The 14,920-nt window shown below is 55.9% G+C and carries 13 protein-coding genes; 3 read left to right on the forward strand and 10 right to left on the reverse strand.

What is annotated here, in order from left to right; all coding sequences use genetic code 11:
• Nucleotides 1–229: 229 nt before the first annotated feature.
• The 3 genes from ACL2XJ_RS27890 to trmJ form a co-directional block, all read right to left on the reverse strand.
• The gene (locus ACL2XJ_RS27890) at nucleotides 230–1,444 is read right to left on the reverse strand and encodes an IscS subfamily cysteine desulfurase (RefSeq protein ID WP_413725241.1); all 1,215 of its coding nucleotides are present in this window, start codon (nucleotides 1,442–1,444) and stop codon (nucleotides 230–232) included.
• A 108-nt stretch (nucleotides 1,445–1,552) separates the two neighbouring features.
• On the reverse strand, nucleotides 1,553–2,050 hold the full coding sequence (gene iscR / locus ACL2XJ_RS27895; protein ID WP_132926753.1) for a Fe-S cluster assembly transcriptional regulator IscR: 498 nt from the start codon (nucleotides 2,048–2,050) through the stop codon (nucleotides 1,553–1,555).
• A 90-nt stretch (nucleotides 2,051–2,140) separates the two neighbouring features.
• Nucleotides 2,141–2,890, reverse strand: a complete 750-nt coding sequence (gene trmJ / locus ACL2XJ_RS27900) for a tRNA (cytosine(32)/uridine(32)-2'-O)-methyltransferase TrmJ (RefSeq protein ID WP_203524589.1) — start codon at nucleotides 2,888–2,890, stop codon at nucleotides 2,141–2,143.
• A 118-nt stretch (nucleotides 2,891–3,008) separates the two neighbouring features.
• Between trmJ and suhB the strand changes: the two genes are divergently transcribed.
• Nucleotides 3,009–3,812, forward strand: coding sequence for an inositol-1-monophosphatase (gene suhB / locus ACL2XJ_RS27905; RefSeq protein WP_132926749.1), 804 nt, complete (start codon nucleotides 3,009–3,011; stop codon nucleotides 3,810–3,812).
• 103 nt (nucleotides 3,813–3,915) lie between these two features.
• Here the strand turns inward: suhB and ACL2XJ_RS27910 are convergent, their stop codons facing one another.
• Complete coding sequence (locus tag ACL2XJ_RS27910; protein ID WP_413725242.1) at nucleotides 3,916–5,058, reverse strand: nickel/cobalt transporter; 1,143 nt, start codon at nucleotides 5,056–5,058, stop codon at nucleotides 3,916–3,918.
• Nucleotides 5,049–5,663, reverse strand: a complete 615-nt coding sequence (locus ACL2XJ_RS27915) for a DUF1007 family protein (RefSeq protein ID WP_413726992.1) — start codon at nucleotides 5,661–5,663, stop codon at nucleotides 5,049–5,051. The genes ACL2XJ_RS27910 and ACL2XJ_RS27915 overlap by 10 nt, the downstream gene beginning before the upstream one ends.
• A 325-nt stretch (nucleotides 5,664–5,988) precedes the next feature.
• Between ACL2XJ_RS27915 and csiE the strand changes: the two genes are divergently transcribed.
• Nucleotides 5,989–7,245, forward strand: coding sequence for a stationary phase inducible protein CsiE (csiE, locus tag ACL2XJ_RS27920; protein ID WP_413725243.1), 1,257 nt, complete (start codon nucleotides 5,989–5,991; stop codon nucleotides 7,243–7,245).
• Between the two features lie 175 nt (nucleotides 7,246–7,420).
• Nucleotides 7,421–8,941, forward strand: a complete 1,521-nt coding sequence (locus ACL2XJ_RS27925; protein WP_413725244.1) for a hypothetical protein — start codon at nucleotides 7,421–7,423, stop codon at nucleotides 8,939–8,941.
• 52 nt (nucleotides 8,942–8,993) lie between these two features.
• Here the strand turns inward: ACL2XJ_RS27925 and glyA are convergent, their stop codons facing one another.
• The 5 genes from glyA to ACL2XJ_RS27950 all read right to left on the reverse strand — a co-directional run bounded on the left by glyA (nucleotide 8,994) and on the right by ACL2XJ_RS27950 (nucleotide 14,624).
• Nucleotides 8,994–10,247, reverse strand: a complete 1,254-nt coding sequence (gene glyA, locus ACL2XJ_RS27930) for a serine hydroxymethyltransferase (protein WP_413725245.1) — start codon at nucleotides 10,245–10,247, stop codon at nucleotides 8,994–8,996.
• Between the two features lie 375 nt (nucleotides 10,248–10,622).
• Complete coding sequence (gene glnB, locus ACL2XJ_RS27935; RefSeq protein ID WP_132926739.1) at nucleotides 10,623–10,961, reverse strand: nitrogen regulatory protein P-II; 339 nt, start codon at nucleotides 10,959–10,961, stop codon at nucleotides 10,623–10,625.
• Between the two features lie 65 nt (nucleotides 10,962–11,026).
• Nucleotides 11,027–12,364: a two-component system response regulator GlrR gene (glrR, locus tag ACL2XJ_RS27940; protein ID WP_132926737.1), complete on the reverse strand. Its 1,338-nt coding sequence runs from the start codon at nucleotides 12,362–12,364 to the stop codon at nucleotides 11,027–11,029.
• Between the two features lie 20 nt (nucleotides 12,365–12,384).
• Complete coding sequence (locus ACL2XJ_RS27945; RefSeq protein ID WP_413725246.1) at nucleotides 12,385–13,185, reverse strand: two-component system QseEF-associated lipoprotein QseG; 801 nt, start codon at nucleotides 13,183–13,185, stop codon at nucleotides 12,385–12,387.
• Nucleotides 13,186–13,187: 2 nt separating this feature from the next.
• Nucleotides 13,188–14,624 carry a sensor histidine kinase gene (locus ACL2XJ_RS27950; protein ID WP_413725247.1) on the reverse strand — a complete coding sequence of 479 codons (1,437 nt, stop codon included), beginning with the start codon at nucleotides 14,622–14,624 and terminating at the stop codon, nucleotides 13,188–13,190.
• Nucleotides 14,625–14,920: the final 296 nt, after the last annotated feature.

The raw sequence follows: 14,920 nt of genomic DNA on the forward strand, positions 1-14,920 counted from the left end.
GTTTGTGTGAGGCAATCCTGTACGTATCCGGTACAGTGACAAAATCATGGCCCCTACCGGGCGCCCCTTTCAATCGCTTGCCGAACGCCCCGCCTCATTGACTTGGCGGGACAAGGCCCGCCGATGGTCTCTAAACCTAATGACAATGGGATGACATTCAGCAGCAACGTCCCGCAATCGGGCTAACAGCCCGTGTATTCGACCCGGAGGGTGGCAAAAGACGTGGTGGTTAGCGTTGCGTCCACTCGATACTGCCGATATCCACGCCCTGCTTGAACATTTTCCACTGGGGGGAGAGTTCGCGCAGGCGGCCGATGGCGTTATGCACTTGCCCGACGGCGTAATCGATCTCCTCGGCGGTGGTAAAACGCCCGAGGGAAAAACGAATGGAGCTGTGCGCCAGCTCATCAGCCAGTCCCAGCGCGCGCAGCACGTAGGAAGGCTCCAGGCTGGCGGACGTACAGGCGGAGCCGGACGACACGGCCAAGTCCTTCAACGCCATGATAAGCGACTCGCCGTCCACATAATTGAAGCTGACATTGAGGATATTCGGCGCCCCCTGCTCCAGGCAGCCGTTAAGATAAACTTCTTCCATGTTCCTGATGCCGTTCCACAGCCTGTCGCGCAGCGCGCGCAGCCGCGGCGCTTCAGTCGGCATCTCTTCCTTGGCGATGCGGTACGCTTCGCCCATGCCGACTATCTGGTGAACCGGCAGCGTGCCGGAACGCATGCCGCGTTCATGGCCGCCGCCATGCATCTGCGCCTCGATACGCACCCGGGGCTTGCGGCGGACATAAAGCGCGCCGATGCCCTTAGGACCATAGATCTTATGCGCGGTGAAGGACATCAAATCCACGTTGAGCGCGGCGAGATCGATGGGCAGCTTGCCGACGCTCTGAGTGGCGTCCACATGGAAAATGATTCCCCGGCTACGGCACATTTCACCTATGGCCGCGATATCCTGCACCACGCCAATTTCGTTATTGACATGCATGACGGATACCAGGACGGTATCGTCGCGCATCGCGTCTGCCAACTGTTGCAAATCAAGAAGGCCGCTGCGCTGCGGCGAGAGATAGGTGACGTCGAATCCTTCGCTTTCCAATTGGGAACAGGTATCCAGCACGGCTTTATGTTCCGTTTTGCTGGTGATGATGTGTTTGCCTTTGTCCCGGTTGGCATGGGCCGCGCCCTTTATCGCTAGGTTATCGGATTCCGTGGCGCCGGAGGTAAAAATGATTTCACGCGGGTCGGCGCCCACCAGATCCGCGATATGATTGCGCGCAATATCTACCGCCTCTTCCGCCTGCCACCCGAAACGGTGCGAGCGGGAAGCCGGATTACCGAAATTACCGTCCAGGGTTAAACACTGCATCATTTTTTCGGCAACCCGGGGATCGGCCGGTGTCGTGGCCGAATAGTCCAGATAAATCGGCAGTTTCATTGCTCTTACGCTCCGTACATTACTTCAAACTATACCCATCATACCTCGGCGTTGCCGCCTTCCTGCAAGGTGAATCGTTAGGGTATATGTTAAATGCCGTATTATTGCTTATGCGCGCAGATTAACATTAATGGTTTCTTGGATACGTCCGTTTGTGGCGGTGCGGCGGGTATCGTTATTTTGCCGGTCGGCCACATCAAGGATCTCTTCGTTTTGCACCAGTTCGGCCAGAGAAATATTATTGAGGAACTCGCTGATGCGCACGCTGAGATCGCGCCACAGGGTATGGGTCAGGCAGCGATCGCCGTTCTGGCAGCCTTCTTTGCCCTGGCAGCGGGTAGCGTCCACAGATTCATCCACGGCGGTGATGATGGCGCCGACCGCGATTTGATCCGCTGCTTTACCCAGCAGATAGCCGCCGCCGGGACCGCGTACGCTGGCCACCAGATCATTTTTACGCAAACGAGAAAAAAGTTGTTCGAGGTAAGACAGGGAGATACCCTGGCGTTCGGAAATTTCAGCCAGCGGAACCGGCCCTTCCTGGGAATGCAGCGCGACGTCAAGCATGGCGGTAACCGCATAACGGCCTTTAGAAGTAAGTCTCATGATAATTATTCCCGATGGGTGAAATATGTCAAAAGTCTGCCATTCCTGAGTAAATTAGTCAACTATTTAACCAAGCATTCCACTCAAGTATTAGTCGCGTTTTAGCTCGTCTTTTGCCGCCTGGGGATGTTCGATTGAGGTCAGGATACCGCGCAGGATATGCAGCTCCTGGCTTTCCGGACGGGCGCGGACGAACAGCCGGCGCAGTTTGTTCATCACCTGCCCCGGATGGGCCGCGCGGATAAAGCCGGTGCGGATCAATACCTGTTCCAGATGCTGGTAGAACCGTTCCAGCTCATCCGCCATCGGGTAGGGCGAGTCCTCCCCATGAACCGGCGCGGCGGCTGTGAGGCTTTCCAGGTACGCTACCCGGATTTCATAGGCCAGGATTTGCACCGCCATCGCCAGATTCAGCGAACTGTATTCCGGATTGGCGGGAATCATCACGTGGAAATGGCACTTTTGCAGCTCTTCATTGGTCAGTCCCACGCGTTCGCGGCCGAACAGCAGCGCCACCGGCGCGTGTTCCCCTGCTTCAACGCTTTTAGTCCCGCATTCCCTGGGTTCAAGCATCGGCCAGGGCAAGGTGCGGGAACGCGCGCTGGTGCCCACCACCAGACCGCACCCGGCCAGCGCTTCGTCGAGGCTGCCGACGATGGTGGCGTTGCCGATGATATCGCTGGCGCCGGCTGACAGGGCAATGGCCTGTGAATCGGGTTGGGTTAACGGGTTCACCAGATAAAGGTTGCTCAACCCCATGGTTTTCATGGCCCGGGCGGCAGAACCGATATTACCGGTGTGGGATGTTTCGACCAAAACAACGCGAATATTGTGCAGCATAATCTTTCAAAGCTAAGGGGAAAGTGGGCAATATATTATCACACCCGTAGGTTTTTTACCGAAACTCTGCTATACTCCGCGCCGTTTCAGTTCTTTAACATCTTAGTGGACGATATCCATGCATCCGATGCTTAACATCGCCATTCGCGCTGCGCGAAAGGCGGGTAATTTAATTGCCAAACACTACGAAACCCCCGATGCCGTCGAAGCCAGCCAGAAGGGCGATAACGATTTTGTCACCAACGTCGATCGCGAAGCGGAACGGCTGATCATCGAGGTAATCCGCAAATCCTACCCGCAGCACACCGTGATCAGCGAAGAGTGCGGTGAACTGACCGGCGAGGATCAGGACGTACAATGGATAATCGACCCACTGGATGGCACCACCAATTTCATCAAGCACCTTCCCCACTTCGCCGTTTCCATTGCCGTACGCATTAAAGGCCGTACCGAAGTCGCGGTGGTCTATGATCCCATGCGCAACGAACTCTTTACCTCATCCCGCGGCCAGGGCACCCAATTGAACGGCTACCGCCTGCGCGGCAGCACTGCCCGTGAATTGGACGGAACGATTCTCGCCACCGGTTTCCCCTTTAAGGCCAAGCAGCACGCGGCAACCTATATCAACCTGCTGGGCAAGCTGTTTACCCAATGCGCTGATTTTCGCCGCAGCGGCTCCGCCGCGCTGGATCTGGCCTATGTGGCGGCCGGAAGGGTGGACGGCTTCTTCGAGATCGGGCTCAAACCCTGGGATTACGCCGGCGGCGACCTGCTGGTGCGTGAAGCCGGCGGCCTGGTAACCGATTTTGCCGGCGGCCATGAGTATTGGCAGTCCGGCAACCTGGTGGCGGGCAATCCCCGGGTGGTAAAAGCCATGCTCTCCGCTATGCGCGATGAGCTCAGCGACGCGCTGCGGCGCTGATTGACCGGCATCAACCGGAGCGCCGCGGCGATAGTCCGGCGGCCCGCCGGGTCCCCCGCCGCCATGCTCCGATTTCATGACGCCGGCTTCATGTCCCGGGCCATCAATGGCTGAACGGTCTCACCGTGCCCATCAGCAGCGGCTGGGCGGTGAGATAAAGTACCGCTCCGGCGGCTACCAGCAGCAAACCGCCGGCCAGCGACAGGGTTGCCCACGCCACGCCGGCGGATATTCTCGAGGTATGGCGACGGGTTAGGCTTTCGGCCACCCGGCGGCTGAAAAACACCAGCAAGGCCAGCGTCAGCAGGGTCAGGGAGGTCCCGGCGGCCATCACCAGCGCCGATATCACGCCCCAGCCGTAAACCCCTATTACTTTGGCGAACAGCAATACCAGCACCGCGCCGGAACAGGGACGAAACCCCATGGCCAGCACCACCGCCACGCGGGTTCGCCAGCCCGCGTCCGCCTGTAGCGCCGATTCATCCGGTAAATGGTGATGTCCGCAGGCGCAGTCCGCGGGATGGTACCCACCGTCAATCGGCGCTAACGGCGTCGAGAGTAGTACGGCACGCTGCCCCTTCCCCGGGGGAGCAAAGCCCGGACCGGCCCGATAAGGACGCCCATCCTTCGGCGGTTCATTCCCCAGGTAGCGCAGCGAGGTAATGGCGCCAATAGGCCGTTGCCCCCGATGCCTGAAATTCCGGATGATATCGCGCAGCTTCAGCAACGCCCGCCGGCACAGCAGCGCTCCCAGCAAGGCTATCAGGATATAGCTGCTTTTTTCCAGCCAGAACTCCCCGAGATGCAGCACGCGGGAAGAAAGGTGAAGCCCCACCAGGACCACGCTCACCAGGACGATGGCCATTCCCCCTTGCAGCAGGGATGCCGCCAGCGTCATGGCCATGCTGAGTTTCAACCGGGACGGATGCGTGGCCAGATAGGTGGTGAGCACCACTTTGCCATGGCCCGGACCGACGGCGTGCAGGATGCCGTACACCAGACTGAACAGCAACAGCGACAAACCGGCCCGCCCCGGATCCTGCTGAACCTGATACAGCAGTTGCGCCAGGTGCTGGTGCAGCTGTTCTTGCCATACCACGCTTTTCAGCAGGATCAACGGCCAATAGGCGATAAGGTAGCGTATCGCCGTCAAGGCCGCCAACAGAAACAGCCAAAACGGCCAAAGGCCCGCCAGCCAATAACGTACGGTGCGGGAACCGGGCCCGGAGGCGATTGTCAGTGACATTGCAGTTGTACCCTTTGAGCGAATTGTTTGCCCAGGCTGGTATCGACTCCCTTCGAACCGGGATTATCCAGCGAGAGCGCGTAGGCCTGCAGGGAAGGATTGGGCTTGGGGGTCATCAACGTCAGCTTGCAACCCGCCGACAATCCGGCAGGCAACGTAATGGCGGTCTCATCGCGATACGTCATATCGACAAAATAGGTGGGATCGTAGGTTGAAAAAAAGATGGGGCTGCCCGCCAGCAGCGGCGGATGCGCCAGGGGCAACACGAACATCAGCACCGCCTTTTGTCCGTTGCGATATAAATGGTATTCCGCCGGCATATCTTCAAATTTAACCCGCTGCCCGTCTCGATAGACCTCGGTGAAATAGTGCTGGCCCAGCACATTGGCCATGACCTGTGCCGCCAGTTTTTTCCAGGCTACCGAATCCGGTTTGGCGCCGGCATCGTCATAAAAAACATCGGCGGAGGTGATTTCATCCATGGTCCAGGTCATCTTAAAGCCGCTGAGATAATTATCACGGCTAATTATTTCAGTTTTCATATCTATAAAACTATGGGGATGGGCGAACACCGCCTGGCTCAGGCCCCAGGTTAACGCCAGCAAAACCCGCCATGGCGGATTTCTCCCCCCGCGTCTGTTTCGATGATATAACACCAAGATAACTCCTTGCGCCACCTTGCCACCCCAGGGTTGTCTCACCCTCTTCTCCTTTACGGTTTCATCCCTGGCGATGCTAGCGGATAGAACTTCGTCACCGCAAGACATTAACTGTTGCAAAGGCTTGCGGCGGCAAATCCTTTTCATCGCTAAATGCCTTCTCAAAATGTGATCGCCCTTGAATCTCACAAACAAAAATTATCCTAACCTCACAAAGGGAAATTGATTAGCTATCATTAGCAATAATACCTACGTAAGGACAATGAGACCCATGAGCCTGCCCACCCCACCGGTGCCGGCGCTTTCCGGTTCGCAACGTCGCAGCCATTTGCTATTGATGCTTTTTGCGCCCCTGCCATCTTTGTCGCTGGTCTCGCTTTCAAGGTATAACGGCGAGGATTTACCCACGACACGGCGCGATCTGGTCCACATCGAAAGCGAGATGCGGCGTATCTACCATCTCTCCCTGGTGCTGGGGCATGACGGTAATTACCGGATCGAAGGCAACGTTCTGAATAAGCGGCTGTGCCTTATAGAGGGTCTGCGCCGTACGCTGCGCCTTTGTCCGGACAAAGTGAACCGCTATTTTTTGCCGCTGCAACAGCATCAGTGGCTGCATCTGCCCGCCGATTATCAAATCACCGATGAACAGTTCGAGGCTGCCATCACCGGTTACACGTCGTTACTGGAAAGGCCGCCGTCCGCAAGCGATGTGGCCTTTTTGCATCTCTATTTGCGTTATGTATTGATGCAATGCCATGCACGGGAGCAGCCGGAATTCAATCAGCATCAGCTGCAATGGCTACAGCAAAAAGCCGAATACCGGCAGGTGCTGGACATTTTTCGCTTATGGCCCCTGCCGGAGAACGAACTGATAGGCTTTACCCTGCTAGCCCGGTTGCTGAAGACACCCAACCAGACCGGGGTCCGTTCCGACGACGACCGACAGCTCTTGCAGGAAGTAAAAAACATCATCCGGCGGTTCGAACAGGTGGCGCAAACCACCTTCCATCAGCCGGAGATGCTGGCCGGCCAGCTTTTTTCCCATCTCAGCGCCGCCTTGGAACGCTGCCATTTCCGCGTCGGTATCGACAACAGCCTGCAATTGGAAGTGGAGGAGAAATACCCTCGTCTGTTGCGCACAACCCGCGCGGCGGTAATGCCGCTTGAAGCGGCATACCGCATCCGCTTTCCCCGCGAGGAGCTGGGACTTATCGCGGTGATTTTTGGCGCCTGGCTGATGCAGGATAACGATTTGCAGGAGAAGCAGGTGGTTATACTGACCAACAGCGAGGGGGGCAAAGAAAAAACGCTGGAGTTACAAATCCGCGAGTTGACCCTGTTGCCGCTGAATATCAAGTTCCAGTCCCTGGCCGAATTCCAGGTTCGCGGCGCGCCTAAAAATACCGTTTTGGTCATTTCGCCTTTTTCTCTGCCGCTACCGCTGTTTTCGCCGCCGCTGATGCTGGTGCGCCTGCCGCTGGCGCAATCCCAGCAAGAGCGTATCCGTCAACTGCTGGAAGCCTGATTCCCGAAGGGAATCGATCATTATCGCTTTCCCTCAATAGACAATGGGAATGGGTTTAATTTAACATTTCATTTTAAAAATTGAAGAAATCGCTCATCCAATGCCGCCTTGGCTTTATTTTATTGAGTTGTTTACCTACTATGCTTCACCCATTTAGTAATGATAAAGCGTATTAATGAATTCGATTAAAGCACAACCTGATGCCTGCGCATTTTCACCGCATTTAAAAAATTGTGGCGTCAATTCTCCGGATCAAAATCATGAAATGAATAATTTTATGGGCCTGTTCAAGCCACTTATTCAGGTTTCCAATATTGCTTTAAAAATAAGTGCCAAATGTAAACCCTCAGCCGTAGCAATAACCAAATGTTTTTCCGCGCTGGTATTTTTTTCTATACCGTTCTCCGCGGCACGGAATCTGCCCAGGGATAAAACAAACAAGGGGGATGATTATAAAACCCTTGGTAAAGAGCTCCACCAAGCATCACTTCAATGGCGGGATGAAAATATTATCCATCATCAAAAAAAATCCGATGAAAAATTACGAATTAAAAATATGCATCAGGCCGTCACGGCCGCTGTTTATTATGCCTCTGCATTGACTTCACCCGCTCATCACAGTGAAAGGCTCGGACCTCGAGAAAATAACAGGGCTGCCGACGATGCCCATTCAACGGCGCTATCCTCCCCGATCCTTGCCATGGGAAACCAAAAAAGCATAGAACAGCTTCCTCCATTAGATCCTAATGAGTATTACATGATATCGGGCTATGGCGATAACGCCGACCGGTTGGTTCCATTGGAAAAAAGCGGCAAGAACACCCACCATAACTTTCTGCGTTATCGAGATGACCCTGATGTATTGACGTCCGGGTTCCCGCAGCAGGCGGCGTTTCCATTGGATACCCCGAGTGACGCCTCGCTAACCGCCCGGCCGGGTCGCCGCGAATTAAGCGGAAAAAGGTTCGCGGCGCCGGGCAAGGACAAAACGCAGAATATCTTAACCAAGATTAAAAAAGCTGACATCCGGAATGTCCCTTTATTGCCCCCATCCAAGAACGATCCGCGACTGCCAGCCGCCATCATTCAGCAATGCAAGGCAACTCTGGCTGAAGATGAATATGGCATAGCGGTGGATAACCTCAATCCAGCTCATTATGGCCAAGGGAAAGTCTATGAAGTATATAATGGCCGCGACGGCATCAGCCAGCCGGTTTACCGCTTTTATGTATTGATAAACGCCGATGGGATATCGGTGCGCCCGGTAGTGATGCCGGAGCACGGCGTCAAATATGAAATTTTTGATTCCGGCAATCAGGCCGTCAGCTACCCCCTGGCCTTTAGCAACGGCCAATGGATACTGCAGCAGCCTACGGCTTTGCAAGTCTCGAAATCGTTAATCCGCCGCATAACCCCGGCAATGGCGGATCCAAATATTGTGGAGTCGGTATTATCCGCGCCCGATGAGCGGGGATTACAGTGGTCCCATGACCATAAAAGCTACTTGAGGATAAAAGGGCATTATGTGGAATTAATCCGTAATAAAAATAAAAGTAATCGATATCATATTGTGACAAAGCACAAAAGAAATAGAATCGATATTAAATTTCATAATAATAAATTTATCGTGACTTCTCAACGCAGCGGAGCCAAAAGGAATATAGCTGCGGCCAGGAGGGAAATACTGGTGTATTAATTAACGCTTATCCCCCGCAATCACATCTGCGGGGGATAAGGCATTCGGCTAATCAGGCATAAACCGGATAACGGGCGCAGATGGCCAGGACTTTTTGCTTGGTGCGCTCAATGACCGCTTCATCGTGAACATTGTCCAGTATGTCGCAGATCCAGCCGGCCAGTTCACGCACGTCGCTTTCGCCAAAGCCGCGGCGGGTGACCGCCGGGGTGCCGATACGGACACCGGAGGTGACAAACGGACTTTTCGGATCGTTTGGCACGCTGTTTTTATTAACGGTGATATTGGCGCGGCCCAAGGCGGCGTCAGCCTCTTTGCCGGTGAGATTTTTCTCCACCAGGTCCAGCAGGAACAGGTGGTTATCGGTACCGCCGGAGACAATGTTATAACCACGATCCAGGAAAACCGCCACCATGGCCTTGGCGTTTTTGGCAACCTGCTGCTGATAAATCTTGAATGCCGGTTCCATGGCTTCTTTCAACGCCACCGCCTTGCCGGCGATAACGTGCATCAGCGGACCACCCTGCCCGCCGGGGAATACCGCCGAGTTCAGCTTTTTATACAGCTCATCGCTGCCGCCTTTCGCCAGAATCAGGCCGCCGCGGGGACCGGCCAGGGTCTTATGGGTGGTGGTGGTGACCACATGAGCGTGAGGAACCGGGTTGGGATAAACGCCGGCGGCAACCAGCCCCGCCACGTGAGCCATATCAACAAACAGATAGGCGTCGATGCTGTCGGCGATTTCACGCATTTTGGCCCAATCCACAACGCCGGAATAGGCGGAGAAACCGCCGATAATCATCTTCGGCTTATGGGTTGACGCCAGTTCCGCCAGCTGCTGGTAATCGATATGCCCGGTTTCGTCGATGCCGTAGGGAATAATATTATATAGCTTGCCGGAAAAATTCACCGGCGAACCGTGGGTAAGGTGGCCGCCGTGGGCCAGATTCATGCCCAGCACCGTATCTCCCGGCTGCAACAGGGCGGTGTACACGGCAAAGTTGGCCTGGGAGCCTGAATGGGGCTGTACGTTGGCATAATCGGCGCCGAACAGCTCCTTGGCGCGATCGATAGCCAATTGCTCGACGATATCCACAAATTCGCAACCGCCGTAATAACGTTTGCCCGGATAACCTTCGGCGTATTTATTGGTCAGTTGAGAACCCTGCGCCTGCATGACGCGCGGACTGGTGTAATTCTCCGACGCAATCAGCTCAATGTGCTCTTCCTGGCGCACTACTTCCTGCTCCATTGCCTGCCACAATTCGGCATCGTAATCTGCAATGTTCATTTCACGCTTTAACATCCGGTTCTCCTGCTTCAACTGACGTAATTCGTCGATTAAGTTACTCGCCATATTTCACGTTGCGGGCGCGTTGGCTTCCCTGCAAGTCGAACTATGTAGAGTAGAATCCGAGGGGGTATGGCGATAGTGTAAACTTTTTTGCCCCTGCTCCGATAGGTGCGGGGGCGGCTTTTTACGCAAACGTTTCCCTGCGGTTACGCCGCAGGGCTTGGGGGATGGGGTCCGGCGAACCTTCAGGATATTTTTTCATTGCGGCAGGGCGTTTTTTCATGAGGGGGCAGCCCATGAGCCAAAAGTTCACGGCGGGCGATTTATGAACGAGAACGGCCATCGCCCAAGCGGCATACTACGCCGGGACGAAGCCGCCGGGCCGGATTAAATCGCTTCTTCGTCCTGCTCGCCGGTACGAATACGCACCACGCGCGCCACGTCGAAGACGAAAATTTTGCCGTCGCCGATTTTACCGGTTTGCGCGGTATGCATTATCGTCTCCACACAGCTGTCGACGATATCATCCGACACCACCAGCTCTATTTTCACCTTGGGCAAAAAATCCACCATGTATTCCGCGCCGCGATACAGCTCGGTATGGCCTTTCTGGCGTCCGAAACCCTTCACTTCAGTGACGGTCATGCCGGTGATACCGACTTCCGCCAGCGCCTCGCGGACATCGTCCAGTTTGAACGGTTTGATAATCGCATCGATTTTTTTCATTATACAACCTTTCTCAAGCTGATTTGCGGCCTGCGCCGCTCATCATCGGATAGAAGAGAGCCAACTTAATCTTTGAAATCATTAGCGTCCAGCTCATGGCGCGACAGAAGCTTGTAAAACTCGGTCCGGTTACGACCCGCCATACGCGCCGCCTGGGTCACATTTCCCTTGGTAATCTGCAGCAATTTGCGCAGATAATGCAATTCAAATTGCAGCCTGGCCTCAACAAAGGTCGGCAAGACGGTATTTTCACCTTCCAGCGCCTGTTCCACCAGCGCCTCGCTGATAACCGGGGCAGAGGTCAGCGCCACACACTGTTCTATCACGTTAACCAGCTGGCGTACATTGCCGGGCCATCCGGCCGCCATTAAACGCTTCATGGCGTCGGAGGAAAAACTCCGCACAAAGGGTTTATGCCGTTCCGCCGCCGTCCGTAATAAATGGTTGGCCAACAGGGGGATATCTTCGGCCCGCTCGTGCAATGCCGGTAGTTTCAGGCTGACTACATTCAGGCGATAAAAAAGATCTTCCCGAAACTCCCCTTGCGCCATCACTTTGGGTAAATCCCGGTGGGTGGCGGAGATAACCCTGACATCTATATCCAAATCCCGGTTACTGCCCAAGGGGCGTACTTTACGTTCCTGCAATACCCGTAATAATTTTACCTGCAGGGAGAGAGGCATGTCGCCGATTTCATCAAGAAACAGCGTCCCGCCGGCGGCGGATTGAAACAGCCCCTCCCGGCTGCTGACCGCGCCGGTAAACGCCCCCTTGGCATGGCCGAACAGTTCCGACTCGAGCAATTGCTCCGGCAACGCGCCGCAGTTGATGGCGACAAAGGCGTTTTTGCCGCGGGGACTGGCGGCATGTATCGCCTGGGCCAGCACCTCCTTGCCGGTGCCGCTTTGCCCGGTAATCAGCACGCTGACATCGGACTGGGCCACCATTTTAGCCTGTTCCAGCAGCCGCAGCATGATGGGGCTGCGGGTTACGATGGACTCCCGCCAGCTCTCGTCGCCGGCCGGCATGGACAAGGACAGCGCCTCGTCAATGGCTTTATATAAAGCCTCGCGGTCCACCGGTTTGGTGAGGAAGCTGAACACGCCTTTTTGCGTGGCGGCCACCGCATCGGGTATGGAGCCGTGGGCGGTGAGGATTATCACCGGCATGCCGGGCTGGTGGCGCTGAATCTCCTCGAACAGCGCCAGCCCGTCCATTTCATCCATCCGCAGATCGCTTATCACCAAATCGATTTTTTCCCGCGACAGCAGGCGCAGCGCTTCCTGCCCGCTTTCAGCGGTGGTGACGTTGAATCCCTCGCTGCTCAGACGCATGCCCAGCAGTTTCAGCAAACTGGCATCGTCGTCCACCAACAGCAAATTGGCGTTTTTACGTTGGCTCATGGGTTACCGGTTCCTTCGCTTCATTGCTTTGCGGCCGGTGCCGTCTTATCGCCGGCGGCCGCACCGGCGCCCGATGCCGGGGCATCGGATGCTCCCCCGTCGCCGGCATCATTGTCGCCGCCGTCTGATATGCCCTGTTTACGGGCCGACAGGCGCCGTTCTATTTCCGTCAGATTTTCCAGCTTGCGGGTGGTTATATCCAGTTTACTTTGCAAATCCGCCTGCTGCTGGCGCATTTGCTCGATTTGCGCCGCGTCGGCCTCCAGTTGCCGCTGGTGACTGCTGCGCTCGTCCGCCAGAATCAGGCGCAGCGCTTGCTGCTGGCGCCACATTTTAAAGATGGGATATACCGACGGGGGGAACTGGGAGCGAAAGCTCAACAGGCGCTGATAGGTCTGGCGCCGTTCGGTCACGGACATATTGGCGGCATTCAGCAGAAGGCTTTCCCGAAACGCGTCGTCCCAGGTATCGCCCCCCTGATTTTCAGCCTCGAGCCGCGCCTGCGACGGGGTCATGCGCTCGGCGCACTCCATGGCGCGCAGCCAGTAGGTGGCGTCCTGGAGGTCGCCCTCCCCGCGGGTTTGCCAAATCTGGCCGCATTCGGCGGCATTTCGTCCGGGGACCGCGTTTTGCCGTACCATAGACAACGGCGTCGAAGAGTGCCGGCTGTCGGCATTGCCTACGCAACCGGTCAATAGCGACGGCAGCATCAATAGCGGTCCCAACATCGCCAGAGGATTGCCGGCGGGCCAGCGAAGGCTCAACAGACTTTTGATACTGACGGCAAACCCATGGTTCGCCGGTGAAAACCGTAAATTCATTATTATGCGTTCTCGGCGGTTAGGGGTAATTCGATACGAAAGCAAACACCGGCGTAATCCACCGTCACCAGATTCAGTTCGCCGTTCATGCGGCGTATACAATCCCGTGCAATGCTCAACCCGAGTCCGCTGCCTTTTACCGCGCCTTTGCGCTGTACGCGGCCTTGATAGAACGGCTCGAAAATCATGCTCCGCTCCGCGGCCGGGATCGGCTCGCCGCTATTGGCCAATTCCAGGCAGAGCCGTTGCCCCGCCTGCCGGCTGCGGATCCAGATGTTACCGGATTCCTGTCCATAGTACACCGCATTGGAATAGAGATTATCAAGTACCCGCATTAATAACAGCGGCTGCGCCCGGCAATGTTCGCATTCCAGTTCCACCAGGGTATGAATGCCTTTGGCGCGGGCCGGCAGGCTGTGGGCGGCAACGACGGAATCGATCATGTCGCGCAGGTGGATATCGGCGAAGTCGGCCGGGCTGTCGGCCAGCTTGCGGTTGTAATCCAGCAATTGCTCGATTAACTGTTGCAGGTGGCGGCTGCTGCTGTCGAGAATCGCCACCACGTCCCGTTGATCGGACGTGAGCGGCCCGGCGATTTCATCCGCCAGCAGGGCGGCGCCTTCCCTCAGACTTGCCAACGGCGTTTTCAATTCATGGGAGATATGCCGCAAAAATTCATGGCGCTGGGATTCAAGCCACGACAGCCGTTCGTTAAGCCAAAGGATCCGCTGCGCCAGCGACTGGATTTCACGCGGGCCGCTAAATGAAACGCCGCCGTCCAGCGACCGCCCTTCCCCCAGCCGGTTAATCATCTTTTCCACCATTTTCACCGGACCGATAATCATCCGGGTAAACAGCATGACCAGCATCAGGCTGAACAAAAAGAGCAGCAGCGCCTGCCAGCCGAAAAAACGCCCGCGTTCGGCAATGGCCATTTGCAACTGCTGGCCGCGGGCGAAAATACTGGTGCGGGTGGCCTGCACCATGTCGCTGTTGGCACGGGAAAAATCCCTGAGCTGGGCGGAGGCCGCTTTACTCGGCCCGCTGTTTTCGCATTCAAGATGCTGTAATCGGGCAAGCAGGTCACGCAGCCTCTGAACATAGCGCGGATCGGAGGGCATGCCGCCGTGCGCAGCCAGAATCTGGCCGTATTGATTAAGCTGGTTTTGATACAGCGTCACCAGCGTCTGATCATCCAGAACGCAATATTGGCGATAGCTGCGCTCCATTTCCAACGCCACGCTGCTCATGGACTCGGTGCGGCGGGCATCCACCAGGGTGCTGCGATTGATATCCGCCGCCTGCTCGCTCAGATGGTCCAGGCTTTTCCAGGCCTGATAGGCCAGCAACAGCAAAGGCAGCAGCACCAGCGTGAAGGCGAGGATAACCAGCTGTCTTAGGGATCGGGGAAACAGACGCCACTTTTTCAAAGAAATCATCCTGTGATTACCGTCCGGTAACCCTGCCGATGCTATCCGACTCGCGGCCATGACGAAAGCACAAAATCATCGGCGCCGGCGTTAAACCACGCAGGGGTCTCATCGGCAAACATAAAACCTGGCCGCCGCCGCTAAATCACGCATGGGCTTCAACCCCAGGCAAAAAAAAACACCCGCCTTACGGCAAGTGTTTTTTTTCAGAATAGGGGGTGCCTCACTCAACGTGTCGCCCGATGTTTGATAAAGTCGTAAGACAATTATCGGTATGTTGGACGATAGGCACCGTTCTTTGGCGT

It is taken from the genome of Sodalis sp. RH16 (assembly GCF_047324245.1).
Classification (GTDB): Bacteria; Pseudomonadota; Gammaproteobacteria; order Enterobacterales; family Enterobacteriaceae; genus Acerihabitans; species Acerihabitans ligni.

Bases quoted from the DNA above. Each gene is read 5' to 3' on its own strand.
- ACL2XJ_RS27890 (WP_413725241.1), bottom strand. From the start codon at position 1,444: ATGAAACTGCCGATTTATCTGGACTATTCGGCCACGACACCGGCCGAT.
- iscR (WP_132926753.1), bottom strand. From the start codon at position 2,050: ATGAGACTTACTTCTAAAGGCCGTTATGCGGTTACCGCCATGCTTGAC.
- trmJ (WP_203524589.1), bottom strand. From the start codon at position 2,890: ATGCTGCACAATATTCGCGTTGTTTTGGTCGAAACATCCCACACCGGT.
- suhB (WP_132926749.1), top strand. From the start codon at position 3,009: ATGCATCCGATGCTTAACATCGCCATTCGCGCTGCGCGAAAGGCGGGT.
- ACL2XJ_RS27910 (WP_413725242.1), bottom strand. From the start codon at position 5,058: ATGTCACTGACAATCGCCTCCGGGCCCGGTTCCCGCACCGTACGTTAT.
- csiE (WP_413725243.1), top strand. From the start codon at position 5,989: ATGAGCCTGCCCACCCCACCGGTGCCGGCGCTTTCCGGTTCGCAACGT.
- ACL2XJ_RS27925 (WP_413725244.1), top strand. From the start codon at position 7,421: ATGAATTCGATTAAAGCACAACCTGATGCCTGCGCATTTTCACCGCAT.
- glyA (WP_413725245.1), bottom strand. From the start codon at position 10,247: ATGTTAAAGCGTGAAATGAACATTGCAGATTACGATGCCGAATTGTGG.
- glnB (WP_132926739.1), bottom strand. From the start codon at position 10,961: ATGAAAAAAATCGATGCGATTATCAAACCGTTCAAACTGGACGATGTC.
- glrR (WP_132926737.1), bottom strand. From the start codon at position 12,364: ATGAGCCAACGTAAAAACGCCAATTTGCTGTTGGTGGACGACGATGCC.
- ACL2XJ_RS27945 (WP_413725246.1), bottom strand. From the start codon at position 13,185: ATGAATTTACGGTTTTCACCGGCGAACCATGGGTTTGCCGTCAGTATC.
- ACL2XJ_RS27950 (WP_413725247.1), bottom strand. From the start codon at position 14,624: ATGATTTCTTTGAAAAAGTGGCGTCTGTTTCCCCGATCCCTAAGACAG.